Source organism: Streptomyces arenae, assembly GCF_022343545.1.
GTDB classification, from domain to species: domain Bacteria; phylum Actinomycetota; class Actinomycetes; order Streptomycetales; family Streptomycetaceae; genus Streptomyces; species Streptomyces humi.
In genome coordinates this window covers 31,382-46,463 of sequence record NZ_JAKQYH010000064.1, presented here as the reverse complement: position 1 = coordinate 46,463, position 15,082 = coordinate 31,382, and the positions used below count along the sequence as shown (strand labels likewise).

General features: G+C 72.1%; 15 protein-coding genes. 6 read left to right on the top strand and 9 right to left on the bottom strand.

Features of this window, described 5'->3' with window-relative positions:
• Positions 1 to 19 precede the first annotated feature (19 nt).
• Entirely contained in the window at positions 20 to 1,213 is a 1,194-nt protein-coding gene (locus MB828_RS28100) for an acyl-CoA dehydrogenase family protein (protein WP_301650657.1), read from the bottom strand.
• A gap of 152 nt (positions 1,214 to 1,365) precedes the next feature.
• Positions 1,366 to 2,973: an MFS transporter gene (locus MB828_RS28095; protein WP_301650656.1), complete on the bottom strand. Its 1,608-nt coding sequence runs from the start codon at positions 2,971 to 2,973 to the stop codon at positions 1,366 to 1,368.
• A 260-nt stretch (positions 2,974 to 3,233) separates the two neighbouring features.
• Here MB828_RS28095 and MB828_RS28090 point away from each other — a divergent pair, with 260 nt between their 5' ends.
• Both MB828_RS28090 and MB828_RS28085 read left to right on the top strand, forming a co-directional pair.
• Positions 3,234 to 4,538: a mannosyltransferase family protein gene (locus tag MB828_RS28090; RefSeq protein ID WP_301650655.1), complete on the top strand. Its 1,305-nt coding sequence runs from the start codon at positions 3,234 to 3,236 to the stop codon at positions 4,536 to 4,538.
• A 238-nt stretch (positions 4,539 to 4,776) separates the two neighbouring features.
• Positions 4,777 to 5,796 (top strand): phosphatase PAP2 family protein, encoded by a 1,020-nt coding sequence (locus MB828_RS28085; RefSeq protein WP_046728996.1) that lies wholly within the window; start codon positions 4,777 to 4,779, stop codon positions 5,794 to 5,796.
• A 168-nt stretch (positions 5,797 to 5,964) separates the two neighbouring features.
• Here the strand turns inward: MB828_RS28085 and MB828_RS28080 are convergent, their stop codons facing one another.
• Together MB828_RS28080 and MB828_RS28075 are read right to left on the bottom strand one after the other, a co-directional pair.
• Positions 5,965 to 6,180 carry an I78 family peptidase inhibitor gene (locus MB828_RS28080; protein WP_301650654.1) on the bottom strand — a complete coding sequence of 72 codons (216 nt, stop codon included), beginning with the start codon at positions 6,178 to 6,180 and terminating at the stop codon, positions 5,965 to 5,967.
• Positions 6,181 to 6,643: 463 nt separating this feature from the next.
• A complete protein-coding gene (locus tag MB828_RS28075) occupies positions 6,644 to 7,339 on the bottom strand; it encodes a transglycosylase family protein (RefSeq protein ID WP_301650653.1) in 696 nt (231 codons plus the stop codon).
• A gap of 540 nt (positions 7,340 to 7,879) precedes the next feature.
• Here MB828_RS28075 and MB828_RS28070 point away from each other — a divergent pair.
• Together MB828_RS28070 and MB828_RS28065 are read left to right on the top strand one after the other, a co-directional pair.
• Entirely contained in the window at positions 7,880 to 8,662 is a 783-nt protein-coding gene (locus MB828_RS28070; RefSeq protein ID WP_133025762.1) for a hypothetical protein, read from the top strand.
• Between the two features lie 59 nt (positions 8,663 to 8,721).
• Positions 8,722 to 9,129 (top strand): hypothetical protein, encoded by a 408-nt coding sequence (locus MB828_RS28065; RefSeq protein WP_133025761.1) that lies wholly within the window; start codon positions 8,722 to 8,724, stop codon positions 9,127 to 9,129.
• A gap of 55 nt (positions 9,130 to 9,184) precedes the next feature.
• Here the strand turns inward: MB828_RS28065 and der are convergent, their stop codons facing one another.
• From der to aroH, 5 genes are all read right to left on the bottom strand, one after another.
• Positions 9,185 to 10,669, bottom strand: a complete 1,485-nt coding sequence (gene der / locus MB828_RS28060) for a ribosome biogenesis GTPase Der (protein ID WP_133025760.1) — start codon at positions 10,667 to 10,669, stop codon at positions 9,185 to 9,187.
• 92 nt (positions 10,670 to 10,761) lie between these two features.
• Positions 10,762 to 11,445 carry a lysophospholipid acyltransferase family protein gene (locus MB828_RS28055; protein WP_430381439.1) on the bottom strand — a complete coding sequence of 228 codons (684 nt, stop codon included), beginning with the start codon at positions 11,443 to 11,445 and terminating at the stop codon, positions 10,762 to 10,764.
• Positions 11,403 to 12,089, bottom strand: coding sequence for a (d)CMP kinase (gene cmk, locus MB828_RS28050; protein ID WP_133025759.1), 687 nt, complete (start codon positions 12,087 to 12,089; stop codon positions 11,403 to 11,405). Before cmk ends, MB828_RS28055 begins: the two co-directional genes overlap by 43 nt.
• A gap of 91 nt (positions 12,090 to 12,180) precedes the next feature.
• A complete protein-coding gene (locus MB828_RS28045; protein WP_301650652.1) occupies positions 12,181 to 13,272 on the bottom strand; it encodes a prephenate dehydrogenase in 1,092 nt (363 codons plus the stop codon).
• Positions 13,269 to 13,631 (bottom strand): chorismate mutase, encoded by a 363-nt coding sequence (gene aroH / locus MB828_RS28040; protein WP_133025757.1) that lies wholly within the window; start codon positions 13,629 to 13,631, stop codon positions 13,269 to 13,271. Before aroH ends, MB828_RS28045 begins: the two co-directional genes overlap by 4 nt.
• A gap of 92 nt (positions 13,632 to 13,723) precedes the next feature.
• On the opposite strand from aroH, the gene MB828_RS28035 reads away from it, so the two are divergent.
• Entirely contained in the window at positions 13,724 to 14,350 is a 627-nt protein-coding gene (locus MB828_RS28035; RefSeq protein WP_301650651.1) for a DUF6529 family protein, read from the top strand.
• 22 nt (positions 14,351 to 14,372) lie between these two features.
• Positions 14,373 to 15,068 carry a nucleotidyltransferase domain-containing protein gene (locus MB828_RS28030; protein ID WP_301650650.1) on the top strand — a complete coding sequence of 232 codons (696 nt, stop codon included), beginning with the start codon at positions 14,373 to 14,375 and terminating at the stop codon, positions 15,066 to 15,068.
• Positions 15,069 to 15,082: the final 14 nt, after the last annotated feature.

The window sequence follows — 15,082 nt, the reverse complement described above, 5'->3', positions numbered from 1 at the left end:
CCCTGCCCCCGCGCCGGGTTCACCGGAAGGCGTCGAGTCCGGTGAGCGCCTTGCCCAGCACCAGCTGGTGCATCTCCACGGTGCCCTCGTAGGTGAGCACGGACTCCAGGTTCGTCGCATGCCGCATCACGGGGTACTCCAGCGAAATCCCGTTCGCCCCGAGGATCGTCCGCGCCGTACGGCAGATCTCGATCGCCTCCCGTACGTTGTTGAGCTTGCCGAAGCTGACCTGCTCGGGACGCAGGCGGCCGGCGTCCATCCGCCGCCCCAGATGATGGGCGAGCAGGATCCCCTTGTGCAGTTCGACCGCCATGTCGGCGAGTTTGGCCTGGGTGAGCTGGAAGCCGCCGATGGGCCGACCGAACTGCTCCCGCGACTTCGCGTAACCGACGGCGGCCTCGAAGCAGCTGCGCGCCGCGCCCATGGCCCCCCACACGATCCCGTACCGGGCGTGCGACAGACAGCTGAGCGGCCCCTTGAGCCCGGTGACCTCGGGCAGTACCGCGTCCGCCGGCAGCCGCACGTCGTCCAGGACCAGCTCGCTGGTGACACTGGCCCGCAGCGACCACTTGTGCTTGATCTCGGGCGCCGAGAACCCGGGCGTGTCGGTGGGTACGACGAAACCCCGGATCCCGTTGTCGCTCTGCGCCCATACGACGGCCACCCCGGCCACCGAGCCGTTGGTGATCCACATCTTCCGGCCGTTGAGCACCCAGTCGCCGCCGGGGTCGCGCCGGGCGTGGGTGCGCATGGAGGCGGGGTCGGACCCGTGATCGGGCTCGGTGAGCCCGAAGCAGCCGATGACGTCACCGGCGGCCATGCCCGGCAGCCACCGCTGCTTCTGGACCTCGCTGCCGAACCGGTGGATGGCGTACATGGCGAGCGAGCCCTGCACGGAGACCAGCGACCGGATCCCCGAGTCGGCGGCTTCCAGTTCCAGACAGGCGAGCCCGTACTGCACGGCGGACGCCCCGGCACAGCCGTACCCGTCGAGCGACATGCCGAGGGCGCCGATCGCTCCGAGCTCCTTGGCGAGCTCCCTGATCCCGGGCAGCTCACCGCTCTCGTACCACTCGGCGACGAACGGCAGCACGCGGTCCGCCGCCCAGCTCCGCACGGTCTCCCGCACGGCCAGGTCCTCCGGCTCCAGCAGATCGTCGATGCCGAGCGGGTCACCGGGGTCGAACGGGGGCAACTTCACGGACGCGGACATGGCGAACCCTCCCAAAACTAGCACCGCTAGTTATCACAGGTTACCGCGCCACCCGTCGGCGTGGGCAGTGGCGGTGCCGGTGGTGGCGACCGTGGCGGTGCCGGTGGTGATGGCCGTGTCGGTGGCGGTGGTGGTGGCCGTGGCCGTGGCGGCTACGCCGAGACGCGCGGGCGGGCCGGTTCCCTGGGGGCCGGGACCTCCAGCGGTGTCTCGCCGCACTGCATGACCCGCGGCAGGCGCAGGGCCATCACCGCGCCCAGGAGCAGCAGGCCCGCGCTCACCAGGAGCGTCACGTGCAGGCCGTGCACGTAGGAGTCCCGCGCCGCCCGGCGCAGCGCCGTGCCCGCCGGTCCGCCGAGCCGCCCGGCGACGTCGTAGGCCTCGCCCAGCGAATGCCCCGCCGCGGCCGACGCCGACTCGGGTACACCCGGCACCCGCTCGAGCCCGGGCGCGTACGCGGCGTTCATCACGCTGCCGAGCAGCGCTATCCCGATACCCGCCCCCAGCTGGTACGACGTCTCGCCGATGGCCGCCGCCCCGCCCGCCTGGGCGGCCGGCGCCTCGCTCAGCATGGACTCATACGCCCCGAAGAGGGTGGTCTCCAGACCGAACCCGAGGAGGACGAAGCCGAAGAGCAGCAGCCCGGCGTTGTCGACCCCGCCCATCGCCGTCAGCGTCAGCACCGCGGCCGCGGTCAGGAAGAACCCGAAGCACACCATCCGGCGCGGTCCGAAACGCCGGAGCAGCCGGGCCCCGGCCAGCCCCGCCGCCATCGCGGCGAGCGTCAGCGGCAGCAGCCGCAGCCCCGTCTCCAGCGGGGACAGGCCCAGCACCAGCTGCAGGTACTGCGCGGCGATCAGTTCGAGGCCCACCAGCGCGAGCATCGCCAGCACGATGCAGCACACGGCGGTGCTGAACGCGGGACGGGCGAACATCTTGAGGTCCACCAGCGGGTACGTCCGACGCCGTTGCCGTCGTACGAAGAGGACCAGCAGGAGCGCGCCCAGCAGCAGCGGCGCCAGCGTCAGGACGCTGCCGGCCGGTTCGCCGCCGCCCAGCCGCTTGACCGCGAACACCACGCCGAACAGCCCGGCCGCCGCCATCAGCGCGCCGATCACGTCCCAGGGGCCGTCGCGGTCGCCGCGGGACTCGGGGAGCAGAAGCCGCCCCACCGGGAGGCTGACCAGCATCAACGGGATGTTGACCAGGAAGACGGAACCCCACCAGAAGTGTTCGAGGAGGAAGCCGCCGAGGAGCGGTCCGACGGCCGCGCCGACCGCCGCCACCGCGCTCCAGATGCCGATGGCCAGGGCCCTCTCGCGGCGGTCGGGGAAGACCTGCCGGAGGATCGAGAGCGTCGCGGGCATGATCATCGCGCCGCCGACGCCGAGCAGCGCCCGCGCCAGGATCAGCGCCTCGGCGCTGGGCGCGACGGCCGCCGCCGCGGAGGCGATGCCGAACAGGGTGTAGCCGAGGAGCAGCACGCGCCGCCGGCCCACGCGGTCGCCGAGCGTGCCGAACAGGATCAGCAGCGAGGCGCAGACCAGCGGGTACACGTCGACGATCCAGAGCAGCTGCATGGCACCGGGCCTGAGGTCCTCGGTGACGGCGGGCACCGCGACATGCAGCACGGTCGCGTCGAGGGCGACCAGCAGCAGGCTGACGCAGAGGACGACGAGGACGACCCAGCGGTTGGCACCGGCACCGGCCCCGGGCGCCCGACGGCGCGGGCGCCCGGCAGCCGTGGTCGTCCCGGACATCTACGTACCTCCCAGATGATCCCTCGCGTGCGGCGGACCGGCGGGGCGGGGACTCCCCGTCGTACGGCCGGAGAGGAGCGGGGTCTCCGGCCCGCGCATACGAACGCGAGTGACACGTCAGCGTACGCGAGTTCGTTCCGGAGGCGCGTGGCGGACCTCTCACACTCCGGACCGAACCTGTGTGGTGTACGCCACTGGCCCCGTCGCGCAGCACGCCCCGGCGGGCCCCGTGGTTCCGCCTCCCGTCGATAATCGAGCCCGTGACCGATCTTGAGACGCCCGTCGCGGCCCCTCCGCGTCCGCCGGTCCTGCGCCGCGCGGCTCCGGCCCTGCTCGGGTACGCGGCCGTGCGCGCCCTGGGCCTGCTGACCCTGGCCGGGTGGAGCGCGGCGCGCGGCAAGAGCGCGTACACGTTGCTGACGGCGCGCTGGGACTCGCTCTGGTACACGCGGGTCGCCGAACTGGGCTACGGCTACGAGGTGCGGCTGCCCGACGGCGACGTCCACTCGAACCTCGCCTTCTTCCCGCTGCTGCCCTGGCTGGAGCGGCTGCTGCACGCGCTCACCCCGCTGTCGTACGCCGGCGCGGGCTTCACCGTCAGCCTGCTCGCCTCGCTCGCGGCGGCCTGGGGGATCTTCGCGGTGGCGGACCACGTGTACGGGCGCCGGGTGGGGGTCTGCGCGGTGCTGCTGTGGGCCGTGCTGCCGGTCGGGATCGTGCAGTCGATGGCGTACAGCGAGTCCCTGTTCACGGCGCTGGCCGCGTGGTCGCTGTACGCCGTGCTGACCGGCCGGTGGCTCACCGCGGGCGCGCTGGCCGCGCTGGCGGGGCTGACCCGGCCGGTGGGGATCGCCGTGGTGGCGGCGGTGTGGACGGTGGGCGTGGTCTCGTTCGTGCGAGAGCGGAGTGAGGGCGCGCGAGCCGGGAGTGAAGGTGCGCGAGACCGGAGTGAGGGCGCGCGAGACCGGAGTGAGGGCGCGCGCGGCCAGAGCGTGGGGGCCGTGCGCGACCGGGGTGAGAGTCATCCGCCCGGCGTGCGGGGTGACGGACGCGCTCCCGCCGCACCCCCTTGGCGCCGCGCCCTCGGCATGGTCCTCGCACCCGTCGGCACGGCCGCCTACGTCCTGTGGGTCGGCCACCGCACCGGCGGCGGCCCGCTCGGTTATCTGGACGTCCAGGCGGGCTGGCGCAACGGGTTCGACGGCGGTTACGCGTTCGCCCGCTTCGTGGCCGACAAGTTCACGTCATTTCCGTCCGCGCTCGCCGGAGCGGGTCTGACCGTCGGGGTCTGCCTGCTGCTGTGGCTCTACGTGACCGGCGTCCGCCAGCGCCAGCCGCTCGCGCTGCTGGTCTACACGGGTGCCGTCCTCGCGCTGGCGCTGTGCGCGTCGAGCTACTTCGGCTCCAAGCCCCGGCTGCTGATGCCCGCCTTCCCGGTGCTGCTGCCGCTCGCCCGCGCCCTCGCACGGCTGCGCACGGGCAGATCGGCGCTGGTCACGGCCGGTGTCGCGATCGCCACGGCGGTCTATGGCGCGTTCTGGCTGAACGGCTCCGGTCCTCCGTGATCGTTCCCGGTCGCCCGATGAGCGGCCGGAGAATTCCGCCCCATGCTTTGGTTAACGAATTCATAAGTGCCATAAAACGGCGACCCGACATGATCAATGGAATTGAAGGACGGACCGGCCGCGCATTACGGAATCCTTAGAATTCGGAAGCCTCCTGAGAGGTTTCCCACATCACATCGTCATCACAAACCCGCTGTTTCGACCGGGAACAGAGCTCACTCGCTGTAACGTCGATTGGGTGCGTACCGAACGAAACCTCACCCGTCTGGACCGGGTGTTCGCCAGGCTGGACCGTGAGCCGGAACGGCCGGCCCACATTGATGTGCCGAAGATGAGCCGGCACCGGGTCGTGTTGTTCACCGCGACCCTCGCCTTCTACCTGGCGATCGTGTGGGCCGTCGTGATCACGTCGTGGCTGGTCCGGCTCGACTGGCAGGTCATGTTCTTCCGGCCGTACCAGCAGTGGGCGGGGATCCACTGGTTCGTCGACTACTACGTGGTCCTCGGCCAGCGCGGCCCCACCGCCGTGATGGTCGCGGCCTGGCTGGGCTGGCGCTCCTGGCGGCAGCACACCATCCGCCCACTGCTGACCCTCGGTGCCTCGCTGCTGCTGCTCAACATCACGGTCGGCGCCGCCAAGCTCGGCATGGGGCGCCTCGGACCGCACTACGCGACCGTGATCGGCTCGAACGAGATGGGCCTGGGCGGCGATATATTTCCCAGCGGCCACACCGCCAACGCGGTGGTGACCTGGGGAATCCTGGCCTATCTGGCCTCCACCCCGAGAGCCCGCCGCTGGCTCTCCGCCGCCTCGGCGGTCACCTCCCTCGGCGTCGGCATGTCCACCGTCTACCTCGGTACGCACTGGCTGAGCGACGTGTTGCTGGGCTGGGCCGCGGGCCTGCTGATCCTGCTGGCGCTGCCGTGGTGCGAGCCGTTCATCGCCCGCGCCGAGACCTCGATCCTCGACCTGCGCGACCGCTGGCGCTCCCGCCGTGGCGTCCCGGCACCCGCGCCCGTCCCGGTCCCCGTGGTCCTCAAGCCGCGCCCGGCGCCCGTCGAGCTCGCGGCGCCGGAGCGCGAGCCGGTCTCCTCGGCCCGCGCGCCCAGGGCCCCGATCCATCTGGCGCCCGGCCCGCACACGGCCCGTTCGGAGCGCACCCCTGTGACTCCGGCGGGCAGCCGCCGCCCGCAGCACCCCGAGCGTCCGCCGCGCGGTACCGCCGCCCAGGCGGCCCGCCCGCTGACGGGCGGCTGACAGCACCCCGGCGGGGTCCGGTACGCACAGACCCATCCCCCGCACGGCGAAGGCCCTGGAACCCGCGGTACGGGCTCCAGGGCCTTCGCCGTCGTACGACCGGCCGCCGTCCGGTCAGCGTCTCAGGTCAGCACTCGCCGGTCAGCGTCGTACGGCGGCACTCGCCGGTCAGCCCTTCCAGGCCCGCGCCACGACCCCGTCGCGCACCTCGAAGTTGAGCCGGCCCGCCCGGTACTCCATGGTGACGATCGCGCCCGGCGGCAGCGAGCGCACCGTCGACCAGCCCCGCCCCCGGGCCAGCCGCTGCGCCTCGTCCGCGTCGAGGCCTACGTACCCATGCGGGCTGTCCTGGGGCTCCTCGCGCGGAGCGGGATTCGGTGCCATGCGGCCACGCTATCCCGAGTCCGGTGCCGGTCACACTTCTGTCACAGAATCACGACACGCGTTTGTGTCGGACCTGGTCACCCGTACGAGCGGTTCCGTACGCCTTCCTGGCGCATTCGAACACAATTCCCTGATGTCGGCGGGGTCTTCCGATAAGCAGCCGGAAAGGACCGGACCCGGGGTTCGAGGCCGCTCCAGGCACCCAATTCATTCCGATTCCACGGGCCGCGACGGCAGCTGACACCGCATAAGAGTTTCACCGCTCCGACACAGAACCCCCCAGCACCGGCGGGCCGCCCGGGGGCGGTGGCTTCGCGAACTCCGGGGTGCCGTCCACGCGTGAATCGCCGTCACACCGGGACGAGCACGGCCCTTTTGGAGCATGCCCGGGCCCGCCCGCAACGCAGCCTGCCCCGCCCGGATCGGTCCGGGCGGGGCAGGCTGATGCGGGGCGGGGTGTGCGTCAGAGCGCGAGGCGCTGCCCGGGCACGATGAGGTTCGGGTCCTCGCCGATGACGGCCTTGTTGGCGGCGTAGAGGCGCTGCCAGCTGGTGCCGTGCCGCTCGGCGATCCGGCTCAGGGTGTCGCCCGCGCGGACGGTGTAATCGCCGCCGCGGGACGAGGCGCGGCCGGTGTGGTTCGTCGAGCGCTGCGGCGCCTTCGCCGCGGGGGCCGACTTCCAGGTGGACTTCGGCTTCCGGGTGGGCGTCGAGCTCGTCGCCGACTCCGTGTTGCTCCTGCTGGTCGCCGAGGCGTTCTCCGGCGCCGAGCCGCTCGCTCCGGCGCGGCCCGAGCAGACCGGCCACGCGCCCCAGCCCTGGGCGTGCTGAACCTTGGTGGCGACGGCGATCTGCGCTTCCCTGGAGGCCTGGTCGGCCGTGGACGCGTAGGCGGTGCCGCCGTACGCGCGCCAGGTGGAGGCGGAGAACTGGAGTCCGCCGTAGTAGCCGTTGCCGGTGTTGATGTGCCAGTTGCCGCCGCTCTCGCACTGGGCGATGCGGTCCCACACTCCGTTGTCCGCCGCGGCGGCGTTGCCGGTCGCGGCCAGCACGCCCAGCGGGGCGAGCAGTGCCGCTCCGGCCAGGGCGGCCGTCGTACGGCCCTTGCGGGAGCCGTTCTTCGCGGCGGTCTCACGGGTGGTATCGGCACACTCGGACATGTATTTCCCTCTCCACGTACCCGGGCTCCCCCGGGCGAGGCCCGGTCCCCGCGCGATGGACGCGGTTCCCGGGCCCGCCCCGTCCGCCGCGGCCGGTACTGCGGTGGTGCTCTGCCTGGTTCGGCCGGCGGACGTTCCCGAGCGGTGCTCGTTGCACACGGCGGAGGAATCTAGAGAGCGGGAACGCCCGAAATCAACCAACTCCCTGTCAGGCCAGGCCAGTTCGGCGTTACCCTAGGTAGCAGCGATTTTCGGCCACCCACTACATTCCTTGATTTCCGGATTTGTCGACCATGGGTTCGACGGATCTGTGATTCAGTTCACCGCGTCAAACCCCTTTGGCTTGCGAAGAGTTGACTTTGAGTGCGGAATTCCGCACGTACCGTGACCCTGCGCAGTGGTTGGTTCGATCCCGATCCCCGCGACGCGTGACCCCCACCACAGATCGCCCGTTGTCTTCTTCATGAGCCCGCAACCCCGAGGGGCTCACGGACCGGGAGCCACCCGGCCCTTCACGCACCGCATCCCGAGGGAGCCACCGTGCCGCGCATGCTCGACGTCAGCGACGAGGTACGCGCCGAGATCGGCGACGAAGAAGCCGACCGGCTGCTCGCCGGAGACAACGCCCCCGGCAGTTACGACTGCACGTCCTGCCGCACCCCGGGCGACTCCGAACAGGAGCGCACCAGCACCGTCCTGTTCATCGGGGACGAGACCGCCGTCCTCGCCTTCGCCCACGCCACCTGCCTGCCCTCCCAGGTCGTCCAGGTCACCGAGGAGCAGTTGCAGGGCGCGGTCCGCTCCATCAGCGGCGACAGCGCGCCCGGCGGCTCGCAGCAGGCCGTGCCCGAGCAGGCGGTGCTCGGGGTGACCAGCGGACTGGTGCTGATCGCCGGGGAACTGCACCCCGCCCTGGTCGTCGAGCCGACCTCGCCGATCGTGCGGCCCGGTACGGACGGGGTGGGCGACGACTTCCTGCCGCTGCTGATCGAGCAGGGCTTCATGCCGGTGCCCCAGCTCAGCGCGGTGCCGCCGGTCCTGCACGGGTGGTCGGTACTGCTGGCGGTGGGCCAGCTGCACGCGGTGCTCCAGCCGGGGGCGAACGGCGGGCAGCCGGTGGCCTGGTGGCAGGCGCACCAGCCGTTGCAGGTGACGGACGGCTGGCGGGCGGCGGCCAACAAGCACCAGCAGGTGCTGATGTTCGCGGCTCCGGTGGGGTCGATCGGGCGGCAGCCCCGGGAGGACCTGCTGCGCGACGCGATCGACAAGGCCGCGGCGAACGGGAAGCTGGTGGCGGCCGCGCTGCCGCTCGCGGGGATCTGAGGACCCCCCGAAGCCGCGAAAGGCCGCATCTCTTCACCAATCCGGTCGTTTGGACATACGTGCACGCATACGACCTTCCGCCGCGCCGGCCGTCCTTCTCCACCGTTCCGGCAGCCCGGGTGGCCCAGGAGGCCTCAGCCGGGCTCTCGGCCACGCCGATCTACGACTCGCTCTACGCGGAGTGGGTCAAGAGCTTCCGCACGCTGCCGGGCGACCGCAGCGGAGAGGAGGCGCTGGGGTTCACCGCCTTCGGGACCACCCCGTTCAGCACCGGCACACACGGTACGGGGGTGTACGGAGGGGGCGCGTACAGCGCGTACGGCATGGGTGCCTACGGCGGCCGGCACGGCGTCGGCCAGCCTCAGCCGCCGCAGTGGCAGCGGATCGGGCCGCTCGGCCGCTCCCAGGACCCCGGGATGACACCGGTGCCCGCGGCGCTTCCGCCGGGCCCGCGCCGGGGCATGTGACACATGGGTGAGGGGGCGGCCACCGTGACCGGTGGCCGCCCCCTCACCCATGTCCTTACTTCTTCTTGGCGCCGCGCTTCTCACGCACCCGTACGGAGATGTGGATCGGGGTGCCCTCGAAACCGAACTCCTCGCGCAGCCGGCGCTCGATGAAACGGCGGTAGCCCGCCTCGATGAAGCCGGAGGCGAAGAGGACGAACCGCGGCGGCTTGGTGCCGGCCTGGGTGCCGAACAGGATGCGCGGCTGCTTGCCGCCCCGGACCGGGTGCGGGTGGGCGGAGACCAGCTCGCCGAGGAAGGCGTTGAGACGGCCGGTGGGGACCCGGGTCTCCCAGCCCGCGAGGGCGGTCTCGATCGCCGGGACCAGCTTCTCCATGTGACGGCCGGTGCGCGCCGAGACGTTGACCCGGGGCGCCCAGGCGACCTGGCCGAACTCGGTCTCGATCTCCCGCTCCAGGTAGTAGCGGCGCTCCTCGTCGAGGGTGTCCCACTTGTTGTAGGCGATGACCATCGCGCGGCCCGCCTCGACGGCCATCGTCACGATCCGCTGGTCCTGCACGGAGATGGACTCGGAGGCGTCGATGAGGATCACCGCGACCTCCGCCTTCTCCACGGCGGCGGCGGTGCGCAGCGAGGCGTAGTAGTCGGCGCCCTGCTGGAGGTGCACGCGCTTGCGGATTCCGGCGGTGTCGACGAACTTCCAGGTGACGCCGCCGAGTTCGATCAGCTCGTCGACGGGGTCGCGGGTGGTGCCGGCCATCTCGTTGACGACGACGCGCTCCTCGTTGGCCACCTTGTTCAGGAGGGAGGACTTGCCGACGTTCGGACGGCCGATCAGGGCGATCCGGCGGGGGCCGCCGACTCCGGAGCCGCCGAAGGTCTGCGCGGGGGCCTCGGGCAGCGCCTCCAGGACGGCGTCGAGCATGTCGCCGGTGCCGCGGCCGTGCAGGGCGGAGACCGGGTGCGGCTCGCCGAGGCCGAGGGACCAGAGGTAGGCCGCGTCGGCCTCGCCGCTGGGGCCGTCGACCTTGTTGGCGGCCAGCACCACGGGCTTGCCGGCCTTGCGCAGCAGTCGTACGACCGCCTCGTCGGTGTCGGTGGCGCCGACCTTGGCGTCGACCACGAAGACGACCGCGTCGGCGGCCTCGATCGCGTACTCGGCCTGTGCGGCCACGGAGGCGTCGATGCCGAGGACGTCCTGCTCCCAGCCGCCGGTGTCGACGACCTTGAAACGGCGGCCCGCCCACTCGGCCTCGTAGGTCACCCGGTCGCGGGTGACACCGGGCTTGTCCTCGACGACGGCCTCACGGCGGCCGATGATGCGGTTCACGAGTGTCGACTTGCCGACGTTCGGGCGGCCGACGACGGCGAGGACGGGGAGCGGGCCGTGGCCGGCCTCCTCGATGGCGCCCTCGACGTCCTCGATGTCGAAGCCCTCTTCCGCGGCGAGCTCCATGAACTCCGCGTACTCGGCGTCGCCGAGCGCCCCGTGGTCGTACTCGTGCTCAGCCGAGTCGCCGGGCTGGCTGTGGTCGTTCATGAAGTGCGTACCTCGTCGTTCATCGTGGTGATCGGTGGATCACCGACCCCCTCGCGTTCCCGCCGGGGGCCGATCCACTACTCAAGTGTCGCCTAGCGTCCGGTCAGACGCCTGGCGTTTTCCAGGTGGTCGGTGAGCTGCTTCTGGATGCGCTCGGTGGCCTCGTCCAGGGCCTTGCGGGTGCGGCGGCCGGTGCCGTCGCCCGCCTCGAACGGGTCGCCGAAGACGACGTCGACCCGGGAGCGCAGCGGCGGCAGCCCCTTGACCAGCCGGCCGCGCCGCTCGGCACTGCCCAGCACGGCCACCGGGACGATCGGCGCCCCGGAGCGCACCGCGAAGTAGGCGAGGCCCGCGCGCAGCGCGGCGAAGTCGCCGTCGCCCCGGCTGCCCTCGGGGAATATCCCGAGCACTCCCCCGGCGTCCAGGACGCCCAGCGCCCGGGTGACCGCCGTGCGGTCGGTGGACCTGCGGTCCACCTTCAGCTGTCCGATCCGGGTCAGGAACGGGTCGAGCGGGCCGACGAACGCCTCCTTCTTGATGAGGAAGTGCGTCGGCCGCGGCGACACGCCCATGACCATCGGCCCGTCGATGTTGTGGGAGTGGTTCACGGCGAGGATCGCCGGGCCGTGCGCGGGCATCTTCCAGGCGCCGAGGACGCGCGGCTTCCACAGGCCGTACATCAGCCCGACCCCGATGCGCCGCCCGGTCTCGGCGCCGCGCTGCGACGGAAGACTCACTGCCCGGCCCGCTTCTCCTCGACGAGGGTGACGACACACTCTATGACCTGGGCGAGCGTCAGCTCGGTGGTGTCCACCTCGACCGCGTCGCCCGCCTTGGCGAGCGGGGAGGTCTTGCGGGTCGAGTCGGCCGCGTCCCGCTGGATCAGGGCCTCGCGGGTGGCGTTGACGTCGGCGCCCTTGAGCTCACCGCTGCGGCGGGCCGCACGGGCCTCGGCGGAGGCGGTGAGGAAGACCTTCAGGTCGGCGTCGGGCAGCACGGTGGTGCCGATGTCCCGGCCCTCGACGACGATCCCGGCCTCGGCCGAGGAGGCGAGGGTGCGCTGCAATTCGGTGATCCGGCTGCGCACCTCGGGCACCGCGCTGACCGCGCTGACCTTGGAGGTGACGTCCTGGGTGCGGATCGGGGCGGAGACGTCGACGCCGTCGACCGTGATCGTGGGGTGGGCCGGGTCGGTACCGGAGACGATCTCCGGCTTGCCGGCCACCGCGGCGATCGCGGTCGGGTCGGTGAGGTCGATGCCGTTGGTCACCATCCACCAGGTGATCGCCCGGTACTGGGCGCCGGTGTCCAGGTAGCTGAGGCCCAGCTGTGCGGCCACGGCCTTGGACGTGCTCGACTTGCCGGTGCCCGAGGGGCCGTCGATGGCGACAATCACGGGCTTTACGGCGCCGTTTTCCACGGGGGGACACCTTCCGGGTGCAGGGTGGTGGGTGGTGTGCGGGACGCGAACACGCCCCGCACAAGGTTACCGGCCCCCGGGAGCGCCGTTCTCAGCGCTGCTGACGCAGCGCCCAGCCCCGCTCCCGCAGGGCCGACGTCAGCACCGGCACCGCCGTCGGCTCCACCCAGAGCTGGACCAGACCCGCCTGCTGGCCGGTCGCGTGCTCGATCCGTACGTCCTCCACGTTGACCCCGGCGGCGCCGGCGTCCGCGAAGATCCGGGCCAGCTGGCCGGGCTGGTCGTCGATGAGCACGGCCACGACCTCGTAGGCCCGGGGCGCCGAGCCGTGCTTGCCGGGTACCCGCACCTGGCCGGCGTTACCGCGGCGCAGCACGTCCTCGACGCCGGCGCCGCCCTCGCGCCGCTTGGACTCGTCCGAGGACTGGAGGGCGCGCAGCGCGGTGACCGTCTCGTCGAGGTCGGCGGAGACGTCCGCGAGCAGGTCGGCGACCGGGCCGGGGTTCGCGGAGAGGATGTCGATCCACATCCGGGGATCGGAGGCGGCGATCCGGGTCACGTCCCGGATGCCCTGCCCGCACAGCCGTACGGCCGCCTCCTCGGCGTGCTCCAGCCGGGCCGCGACCATGCTGGACACCAGGTGGGGCATGTGGGAGACCAGGGCCACGGCCCGGTCGTGGGCGTCGGCGTCCATCACGACCGGGACGGCCCGGCAGTGCGAGACCAGTTCCAGGGCGAGGTTCAGCACCTCGGTGTCGGTGTCCCGGGTCGGGGTGAGCACCCAGGGGCGGCCCTCGAAGAGGTCGGCGGTGGCCGCCAGCGGGCCGGACTTCTCCCGGCCGGACATGGGGTGCGTGCCGAGGTACGACGACAGGTCCAGGCCGTGCGCCTCCAGCTCGCGGCGCGGGCCGCCCTTGACGCTGGCCACGTCGATGTAGCCGCGGGCCGCACCCCGGCTCATGGCGTCCGCGAGGACGGAGGCCACGTGCGCGGGCGGGGCGGCGACGATCGCCAGGTCGACCGGGCCCGCCGGCGGCTCGTCGGTGCCGGCGCCGAGCGCTGCCGCGGTCCGGGCCTGCTCGGGGTCGTGGTCGGTGAGGTGGACGACGACACCCCGCCGGGAGAGGGCGAGCGCGGCGGACGTACCGATCAGGCCGGTACCGATGACGAGCGCGGTTCTCACTGGGCGATGTCCTTGCGCAGGGCGGCCGCGGCACCGAGGTAGACGTGGTTGACCTCGGCGCGGGACCGGTCGGACTCGATGTGCGCCAGTATCCGCACGACCCGGGGCAGGGCGCCCTCGATGTCCAGCTCCTGGGCGCAGATCAGGGGGACGTCGACGAGGCCGAGCTTGCGCGCGGCGGCCGCCGGGAAGTCGCTGTGCAGGTCGGGCGTGGCGGTGAACCAGATGCTGATCAGGTCGTCGGTGGTCAGCCCGTTCCGTTCCAGGACGGCGGTGAGCAGCGCTCCGACCTGCTCGGCCATGTGACCGGCCTCGTCCCGTTCCAGCTGGACGGCCCCCCGGACCGCTCGTACCGCCACGGCACGCTCCTGTTCTGACGTCGGTCTGTCGGTGCGTCCAGCCTAGTCAGACCGGGCCGGGCGGGTGTGCGGCGCTCGCCCGGTGAGACGCGTTGGGCTGTCAGGCGTACGCAACACGCGTTTTGTGGCACTCCCTCCCGGGTTGCTTCGTCTTCGGTGGGTTCGGTGCCAAGATGCTGGTGCTCCGCTCGGAGCGACTCCCTGTGGTTTTTCCGTACGTTCGGGGTGACGACATGACCGACGGCTCCACCAGGCGCGCGGTTCTCGCGACGGGTGCCGCCGCACTCGCCGTGGGCTGCGCGGGATGCGGCAACAGCAACGACAACGGTTCCTCCAGTTCCTCGGAGTCGCCCACCGCCGGGTCGTCCGCCTCGGAGTCGGCGGGCGCGAGCGCGAGTCCGAGTGCGAGTCCGAGTGCGAGCGCCAGTGCCGGGATGGCGCTGGGGAGCACGAGTGACATCCCGGAGGGCGGTGGCACGGTCTTCAAGGACCAGAAGATCGTGGTGACCCAGCCGAAGTCGGGCGAGTTCAAGGCCTTCTCGGCGATCTGCACTCACATGGGCTGCACGGTGAACCAGGTGCTGGACGGCACCATCGACTGCCCCTGCCACGGCAGCAAGTTCAACATCGCCGACGGTTCGGTCGCCCATGGCCCGGCCACCCGACCGCTGCCGGCCAAGTCCATCGACGTGAGCGGAAATTCGATCACGCTGGCCTGACCCGCCCCGTACGCTCCCGGGCATGCAGCCCGAGGACCTGGTACGCGACCACACGATCTACGCCTGTGTCATGGGGTCGCGTGCCTTCGGCCTGGCCACGGAGGGCAGCGACACCGACCGGCGGGGGGTGTTCCTGGCCCCCACTCCCCTGTTCTGGCGCTTCGAGAAGCCGCCGACGCATGTCGAGGGCCCCGGCGAGGAGCGGTTCTCCTGGGAGCTGGAGCGGTTCTGCGAACTGGCGCTGCGGGGCAATCCGAACATCCTGGAGTGCCTGCACTCGCCCCTGGTCGAGTACGCCGACGACACGGGCCACGAGCTGCTGGCGCTGCGCGGCGCCTTCCTGTCCCGTCGCGTCCACGGCACCTTCACCCGCTACGCCCTGGCCCAGCGCCGCAAGCTCCACGACGACGTCCGGACCCACGGCGCGCCGCGCTGGAAACACGCGATGCACCTGCTGCGGCTGCTGACCAGCGCCCGTGACCTGCTGCGCACCGGCGAGCTGACCATCGAGGCCGGCGACGCCCGGGAAGCGCTGCTGGCGGTGAAGCGGGGCGAGGTGCCCTGGCCGGTGGTCGAGTCCCGGTTCGCCCGGCTGGCCGAGGAGACCGACGAGGCCCTGGAGCGCACCCCGCTGCCGGCCGAACCCGACCACGCGCGCGTGGCGGACCTGCTGTTCCGCGCCCGCCGCACCTCAGCCGCCCGTCCGGGCGAGGTCTAGGCGTCCGTCCGGAC